Genomic DNA, 7,845 nt, shown 5'->3' on the forward strand with positions numbered 1-7,845 from the left:
GCCGGCCGGGGGCGGGGCGGTGCTGCCCCGGGGGACGAGCCGGGACGCCTCGTCCTCGAAGGCCGCGGCCTCCTCGCCGGCGATCAGCGCCAGCAGGGTCCGCGCGGCGCGGGCGCCGTAGGAGGGGATGTCGCGGGTCAGCGCGGTCAGCGCGGGCCGGACGACCCGGGAGAGCGGCGAGTCGTCCCACGCCACGACGGACAGGTCCCCCGGCACGTCGAGCCGCATCTCCTGGGCCACCGACAGGCCGGCCACGGCCATGATGTCGTTGTCGTAGACGATCGCGGTCGGCCGGGCGGGGGAGCTGACCAGGCGCCGGGTGGCCCGCGCGCCCTCCTCCCCGGTGTAGTCGGTGTGCGTGATGGTGTAGGCGGTCACGCCGAGGTCCTCGCAGGCGGCGATGAACGCCTGGTCGCGCAGGACGGTGTGGACCAGCTCGGGCAGCCCGGCGACCCGGGCGATCCTGCGGTGCCCGAGCGCGACGAGGTACTCGACGGCCTCGCGGACGGCGGCGGTGTCGTCGGACCAGACGGGCACCAGCGAGCCGGCCTCCGACGGGTGGCCGACCACCACGGCGGGCAGGCCGAGGTCCTCCAGCTCGGTGATGCGCGGGTCGGAGAAGCGCAGGTCGACCAGGATCACCCCGTCCACCCGGCGCTCGCCCCACCAGCGGCGGTAGACCTCCATCTCCTGCCCGGGGTCGGCCACCACCTGGAGCATCAGCGCGTAGGACCGGGCGGAGAGCTCGCCCTCGATCCCGCTGATCAGCTCCATGTAGAACGGCTCCATGCCCAGGATGCGGGCCGGGCGGCAGACGGTCAGGCCGATGCTGTTGGCCCGCGCGCCGTTGAGCGCCCGCGCCGCGCTGTTGGGCCGCCAGCCGATCTCCTCGGCGATGGCCTTGATGAGGGCGCGCTTCGCGTCGGACACCCCCGGGCGGTCGTTGAGCGCGTAGGAGACCGCCACTTTGGAGACGCCCGCCTGACGGGCGATGTCGGCGATCGTCGGTCGCTTCACCGAGCCCCCTGATTGAACCGGTTAGCCGCTGTGTCGAGCCGACCTTACAGCCTGGGCGCGCCTCCGGACGCCGCCGGTCCCCGTATCCGCGACGGGTTCCCGGGATCACCGAGCCGGTACCTGCGATATCGGCTGTTTCCCCAGGAGCGGGGGGCCATATCGACTCGGATGCCGCAGAGCCGTACATATCGAACGAGTCACGGCTATTGACGCCAGGGTTACGCGGAATTTACGTTCACCGTACTTATCCGGTTCAGTTAAGTCTGGCGGAGCGGGGCGCGAAAAGGCCGGTCGTACGGCCCGGCGCGCTGCGGAACGCCGACGACGGCCGGTTCGAGAACGGGGGCGTGGTTGCCCCGCAAGCATGGGAGCGCTCCCAGGTCCGGAGGGTCACGGCCCTCCGGACCTCTCTATCGGGGTCTGTGACGACGTTCGGACCTCCGCCGTACCGGCGGGGGAAGGAGAAACGCAATGCGAAACCGGATGCGGATCGTGGTTCCGCTCCTGGCGGCCGGCCTGGCCGCCGCCGCATGTTCGAGCGGAGGGTCCACGCCGGCTCCGCAGGGCTCTCAGGCGGGGAGCGCCCCCGCCGCGGCCCCGGGTGACAGCGGAGCGCTGCCCCGCAACGAGACGCTGTACACCAGCGGCACGCAGTGGGGCCCGCCGGCGAACTTCAACCCCCTGCGCGAGTGGGACTACGCCACCGGCACCGAGGGCCTGGTCTACGAGCACCTGTTCCACTTCGACGGCAACGCGGGCAAGCTGGTCCCGTGGCTGGCCCAGAGCGGCACCTGGGTCGACGACAAGACCTACGAGCTGAAGCTCCGCCAGGGCGTCACCTGGTCGGACGGCAAGCCGTTCACCGCCAAGGACGTCGCCTTCACCTTCGAGCTCGGCAAGATGGAGACGGTCCCCTACCACAACATCTGGGAGTGGCTGGAGAAGGCCGAGGCGGTCGACGACCAGACCGTGAAGTTCACCTTCTCCAAGGCCAACTACCAGGAGTGGGACTTCCAGATGTACAGCCGGGCCATCGTCCCGCAGCACGTCTGGCAGGGCCGCTCCGAGCAGGAGGTGCTGGACGGCAAGAACGAGAACCCGGTCGGCACCGGCGCCTACACCTACTCCAGGCACGACCAGGACCGCGTCGTCTGGCAGCGCCGCGACGACTGGTGGGGCAAGACCGCGCTCAACATGGAGCCCAAGCCGAAGTACATCGTCGACATCGTCAACTCCAGCAACGAGGTGGCGATGGGCCTGCTGCTGCAGAAGGGCATGGACCTCAGCAACAACTTCCTGCCCGGCGCGGCCAACCTGGTCAAGGGCAACTTCGGCATCACCACCTACTACCCCGAGCCGCCGTACATGCTCTCGGCCAACACCGCCTTCCTGGTGCTGAACACCAAGAAGAAGCCGATGGACGACCCGGCGTTCCGCAAGGCGCTTGCCAACTCGATCGACACCAAGAAGATCGTCGAGGGCGTCTACGGCAACCTGGTCAAGGCGGCCAGCCCCACCGGGCTGCTGCCCCAGTGGGAGCAGTACATCGACCAGCAGGTCGTCGCCGACAAGGGCTTCTCCTTCGACGTCGCCAAGGCCAAGAAGCTGCTGGCCGACGCCGGCTACAAGGACTCCGACGGCGACGGGTTCGTGGAGAACAAGGACGGCTCGAAGATCGAGCTGGACATCATCGTCCCGTCCGGCTGGACCGACTGGATGGAGTCGATCCGGGTCATCGCCGCCAGCGCCAAGGAGGCGGGGATCAACATCACCCCCGACTTCCCGGACTTCAACGCCCTGGTGGACAAGCGCAGCAAGGGCGACTTCGACCTGCTGATCAACAACGAGCGGCAGCTGTCGAACACCCCCTGGACGTACTACGACTACATGTTCCAGCTCCCGGTCCGAAAGACGCAGAACACCGTCAACTTCGGTCGGTACGAGAACAAGGAGATCTGGAAGCTCGTCCAGGAGCTCGACCAGGTCAAGACCGACGACGCCGAGGGCATGAAGCAGGTCATGTCCAAGATCCAGGCGATCCACCTGGACGAGATGCCGATCATCCCGCTCTGGTACAACGGCCTGTGGTCCCAGGTGAGCAACTCCTCCTGGACCAACTGGCCCTCCTCGGTCGGCGACACGCCCAAGACCCCGCCGACGATGTGGCGCAACTGGCTGGAGCTGGGCGGCTTCGAGACGCTCACGCAGATCAAGCCGGCCTCCTGACCGGATGAGCACCGGCCCCCTTCCCCCGCCGGGCGGCGCGGGGAGGGGGCCCTCTGGGAGGGTTCCCCTTGCGTCAATACTTCGGTCGGAAACTGCTGGTCTACGGCCTGACGTTCTTCGTCGCCGTCACGATCAACTGGATGGTCCCGCGCTTCATGCCCGGTGACCCGGTCTCGAGCATGGTGGCCCGGGCGGGTGTGAGCAACCCCGGCGCCGTGGAGACCATGCGCACCTACTACACCAACCTCTTCGGCTTCGACCAGCCGCTGTGGAAGCAGTACACGAACTTCTGGGCGGCTCTGTTCCAGGGTGACTTCGGCATCAGCATCTGGGTCTTCCCCACCCCGGTGAGCGAGGTCATCATGGGCGCGGTGCCGTACACCCTGGGACTGATGATCCCCTCGGTGCTGCTGAGCTGGGTCGTCGGCAACTGGGCCGGCGCCTTCGCCGCGCGGCGCAAGCTGCTGGACAACACGGTGCTGCCGGTCGGCTACGTCCTGACGGCCATGCCGTACATGTGGCTGGCGGTGCTGCTGGCCTGGGGGCTGGGGGTCGTGGCGGGGATCTTCCCGGTCGCAGGCGGCTACAGCTTCTCGCTGCAGCCCAGCCTGTCGTGGGAGTTCATCGCCGACCTGCTGCACCACTGGGTGCTGCCGTTCCTCTCGCTCTTCCTCGTGGCGCTCGGCGGGTGGGCGATCGGCATGCGCAACATGATCATCTATGAGCTGGAGTCGGACTACTCCACCTACCTGTCCGCGCTGGGGGCCCCGCAGCGGCTGATCCGCCGCTACGCCTTCCGCAACGCGGTGCTGCCCCAGATCACCGGCCTGGCCCTGCAGCTGGGCGTGCTGGTGGCGGGCGCCCTGGTCACCGAGATCGTCTTCTCCTACCCCGGCCTGGGCAGCCTCATCCTCAAGTCCATCCAGAACCAGGACTTCTTCCTGCTCCAGGGCACCTTCATGTTCATCGTCCTCGGCGTGCTGATCGCCAACTTCATCATCGACATCGTCTACGTCGTGGTCGATCCGCGGACGCGGGCCGGAATGGCGGGTGCGCAGGCATGACGGCGATCCAGGAGACCCCCGCCAAGGACGTCGCCGCGGGCGCCGGGGCGCGCCGCGAGGCGCTGTACTTCGCGGTGCGCAACGGCAAGCTGCTGGTCGGCTTCGGTATCGCGCTCCTGCTCTTCCTGCTCGGCTTCGCCGGCCCGCTGGTGCTGGACGCCGTCGACCCCAACGCGTACGGCACCAAGCCCATGTCGCCGCCCTCGGGCGAGCACTGGTTCGGCACGACGACGTTCGGCCAGGACGTGTTCTCGCAGTTCGTGTACGGCCTGCAGACCACCTTCATCGTGGGCGCGCTCGGCGGCGGCATCGCCGCGGTCATCGCGATGGCGGTCGGCTTCACCGCCGGCTACCGGGGCGGGCTGGTCGACGAGGTCCTCAACATGTTCACCAACATCGTCCTGGTCATCCCGACGCTGGCCGTGCTGCTGATCATCAACGCCTACCTGGGCGTGCGCAGCGTCCCCGCCCAGGCCCTGTTCATCGGGCTCACCTCCTGGCCCTGGGCGGCGCGGGCGATCCGGGCGCAGACGTTCTCACTGCGCACCCGGGACTTCGTGGCGCTGGCCAGGCTCAGCGGCTCGAGCACACGGAAGATCATCATGCGCGAGATCGCGCCGAACATGAGCTCTTACCTGTTCATGATGTTCATCCTGCTGTTCGGCGGCTCGATCCTGATCGCGTCCTCGCTCGACTTCATCGGGCTCGGCCCCACCGAGGGCGTCTCGCTCGGGCTGATGCTGCAGAACGCCAACCAGTGGAGCGCGATGCAGCTGGGCATGTGGTGGTGGTTCCTGCCCCCGGGCGCCGGGATCACCGCGATCGTCGGGGCCCTGTACGTGGCCAACGTCGGGCTCGACGAGGTCTTCAACCCGAAACTGAGGGAGACATGAGTCTGCGGGTCAGCGAGCTGAGGGTGTACTACCGGACCCTCAAGGGCGACGTGAAGGCGCTCGACGACGTCTCCTTCACGATGCGGGACGGGGAGATCCTCGGCCTGGCGGGGGAGTCGGGCTGCGGCAAGACGACCCTGGGCAAGAGCCTCATCCGGATGGACGGCCGGATGCGGCACATGGGCGGCACGGTGCAGCTCGACGGCCGGGAGCTGCCCATCGGCGACGACCGGCGGATGAACGAGTTCCGCTTCCACGAGGTCTCGCTCATCCCGCAGTACTCGATGAGCGCCATGAACCCGACCCGCAAGATCGGGAAGATGGTGGGCGAGCTGCTCAGGTCCCGGGGCGTCGCCCTGGACCGGGCCGAGCTGGAGTCCCGCCTCGACCTGGTCGAGCTGCCGCGCAAGGTGCTGGACAACTACCCCATCGAGTTGTCCGGCGGCATGAAGCAGCGGATGGTCATGGTCATCTCCACGCTGCTCAACCCGTCGCTGCTGATCGCCGACGAGGTCACCTCCGCGCTCGACGTGTCCACCCAGAAGGCGGTCGCCAAGGCCCTGATCGGCTTCCGCGACGCCGGGTTCGTCAAGAGCATGATCTTCGTCACCCACGACCTCGCACTCACGTCCCACATCGCCGACACGATCATGGTCATGTACGCGGGGAAACTCGCCGAGAAGGCGCCCGCCAAGGTGATGGTCACGGCGCCGCGCCACCCGTACACCAGGCTCCTGATCAACTCGCTGCCCGAGGTCGGCGTGCGCCACGCCGACAAGAAGCTGTCCGGCATCGCCGGCAGCCCGCCCTCGCTGCTCGACCCGCCGGCCGGCTGCCGCTTCCGGGCCCGCTGCCCGGTCGCCGGCGACGAGTGCGCGCAGGAACCGCCAGTGGTCGAGGTCGAGCCCGACCACTTCGTCGCGTGCTGGAAGGCATGATGCTGCAACTCGACAACGTCACGAAGGTCTACAAGGTCGGCGCGTTCGGCGGGAAGACCTTCGCCGCCGTGGACGGCGTGAGCTTCGACGTGCGCTCCGGCGAGGTCGTCTCCCTCATCGGGGAGAGCGGCAGCGGCAAGAGCACGATCGGCAAGATGATCCTCGGCCTCACCTCGATCACCACCGGCTCGATCACCGTCGACGGGGTGCCGGTCAAGGCCGCCAAGGAGTACTACCGGCACGTGCAGGGCGTCTTCCAGGACCCCTTCAGCTGCTACAACCCGGTGTTCAAGGCCGACCGCGTCTTCCAGCTGATCAAGGAGTCCTACTACCCGCAGGTCTCCGCCGCCGAGTGGGACGGGCGCGTGCGCTCGGCCGTCGAGGACGTCCGGCTCGACCCCGGCCAGGTCCTCGGCCGCTACCCCCACCAGCTCAGCGGCGGCCAGCTCCAGCGCCTGCTCATCGCGCGGGCGCTGCTGCTGGACATCAAGCTGCTGGTCGCCGACGAGATCACCAGCATGCTCGACGCCTCCACCCGCATCGACGTGCTCAACCTGCTGGCCGAGCTCAAGGAGCGCGGCCTCGGCGTGCTGTACGTGACCCACGACCTGTCGCTCGGCAACTACCTGGCCGAGCGCACCGTCGTGCTGCGCAACGGCACGGTGGTCGAGATGGGGCTGACCGACAAGGTCTTCGGCGATCCGCTGCATCCCTACACCCGCAAGCTGCTGGCCGCCGTGCCCCGGCTGAACGCCCCCTGGGAGGACGCCGCACCGACGGGCACCTGCCACTACCACGCGGGCGGGGCGTCCGGTGCGCTGTTCGAGGCGGAGGCGGGCCATTTCGTGGCGTGCGCCCGGCTCGACGGCTGCCCCCGATGACGGTCCCCGCGACGGTCCGGGTCCGGGTGACGTGACGGCCCCTGTGACGTCCCCTGTGACGGTTTGGGCGACGGTTCACGGGACGCCTCGCCCGGCGTCCCACGAGACACCGCGCGGGGCGTCCCCTGACGCCCCGCGCGGCCGCTAAGGAGAGATCTACTTGAGTTCGTACCGCCCGCTGCATGACGGCTGGACCCTCACGGCCGTCTCGCAGGACACCGGGGTGGCGGGCGTGACCGCGACCGTCCCCGGCTGCGTGCACACCGACCTGCTCGCCGCCGGGATCATCGACGACCCCTACCTGGACGACAACGAGAACCGGCTGGCCTGGATCGGCCGGACCGACTGGGTCTACCAGACCACCTTCGACTGGACCGGCGACGACCACGAGCGGACCGACCTGGTCTGCGAGGGCCTCGACACGGTCGCCACGGTGATCCTCAACGGCGTCCAGGTCGCGACCACCGCCAACCAGCACCGCTCCTACCGCTTCGCCGTACGGCACCTGCTGCGTGAGGGCGCCAACACCCTGACCGTGCGCTTCGACTCGGCCTACGCCTACGCCGAGGCGCAGCGGGCCGCCCTCGGCACGCGGCCGAGCCCGTACGACGAGCCGTACCAGTTCATCCGGAAGATGGCCTGCAACTTCGGCTGGGACTGGGGGCCGACCGTGGTCACCGCCGGGATCTGGCGGCCGATCGGGCTGGAGTCCTGGAGCGGCGCCCGGCTGGCCGAGGTGCGCCCGCTGGTGACGATGGACGGCGCCGACGGCGCCGACGGCAGGGTACGGGTGCACGTCCGCGTCGAGCGCGTCACCGAGGCGCCG

7 protein-coding genes are annotated in these 7,845 nt (G+C 68.8%); 6 read left to right on the top strand and 1 reads right to left on the bottom strand.

Features of this window, described 5'->3' with window-relative positions; all coding sequences use genetic code 11:
* Positions 1-1,017 (bottom strand): LacI family DNA-binding transcriptional regulator (locus tag ACWJ6R_RS25645; protein ID WP_449064686.1); only part of this gene is annotated, 1,017 nt, incomplete at its 3' end.
* 471 nt (positions 1,018-1,488) lie between these two features.
* Here ACWJ6R_RS25645 and ACWJ6R_RS25650 point away from each other — a divergent pair.
* The 6 genes from ACWJ6R_RS25650 to ACWJ6R_RS25675 all read left to right on the top strand — a co-directional run.
* The gene (locus ACWJ6R_RS25650) at positions 1,489-3,243 is read left to right on the top strand and encodes an ABC transporter substrate-binding protein (RefSeq protein WP_449064687.1); all 1,755 of its coding nucleotides are present in this window, start codon (positions 1,489-1,491) and stop codon (positions 3,241-3,243) included.
* Between the two features lie 68 nt (positions 3,244-3,311).
* Positions 3,312-4,307: an ABC transporter permease gene (locus ACWJ6R_RS25655; protein WP_449064688.1), complete on the top strand. Its 996-nt coding sequence runs from the start codon at positions 3,312-3,314 to the stop codon at positions 4,305-4,307.
* Positions 4,304-5,200 carry an ABC transporter permease gene (locus tag ACWJ6R_RS25660; protein WP_449064689.1) on the top strand — a complete coding sequence of 299 codons (897 nt, stop codon included), beginning with the start codon at positions 4,304-4,306 and terminating at the stop codon, positions 5,198-5,200. Before ACWJ6R_RS25655 ends, ACWJ6R_RS25660 begins: the two co-directional genes overlap by 4 nt.
* Positions 5,197-6,138, top strand: a complete 942-nt coding sequence (locus ACWJ6R_RS25665; RefSeq protein ID WP_449064690.1) for an ABC transporter ATP-binding protein — start codon at positions 5,197-5,199, stop codon at positions 6,136-6,138. Before ACWJ6R_RS25660 ends, ACWJ6R_RS25665 begins: the two co-directional genes overlap by 4 nt.
* Positions 6,138-7,019, top strand: a complete 882-nt coding sequence (locus tag ACWJ6R_RS25670; protein WP_449064692.1) for an ATP-binding cassette domain-containing protein — start codon at positions 6,138-6,140, stop codon at positions 7,017-7,019. Before ACWJ6R_RS25665 ends, ACWJ6R_RS25670 begins: the two co-directional genes overlap by 1 nt.
* A 160-nt stretch (positions 7,020-7,179) precedes the next feature.
* On the top strand, positions 7,180-7,845 hold a 666-nt coding region (locus tag ACWJ6R_RS25675; protein ID WP_449064691.1), incomplete at its 3' end, for a glycosyl hydrolase 2 galactose-binding domain-containing protein.

The sequence above is a fragment of the Planomonospora algeriensis genome, assembly GCF_977012225.1.

Bases quoted from the DNA above. Each gene is read 5' to 3' on its own strand.
- ACWJ6R_RS25650 (WP_449064687.1), top strand. From the start codon at position 1,489: ATGCGAAACCGGATGCGGATCGTGGTTCCGCTCCTGGCGGCCGGCCTG.
- ACWJ6R_RS25660 (WP_449064689.1), top strand. From the start codon at position 4,304: ATGACGGCGATCCAGGAGACCCCCGCCAAGGACGTCGCCGCGGGCGCC.
- ACWJ6R_RS25665 (WP_449064690.1), top strand. From the start codon at position 5,197: ATGAGTCTGCGGGTCAGCGAGCTGAGGGTGTACTACCGGACCCTCAAG.
- ACWJ6R_RS25670 (WP_449064692.1), top strand. From the start codon at position 6,138: ATGCTGCAACTCGACAACGTCACGAAGGTCTACAAGGTCGGCGCGTTC.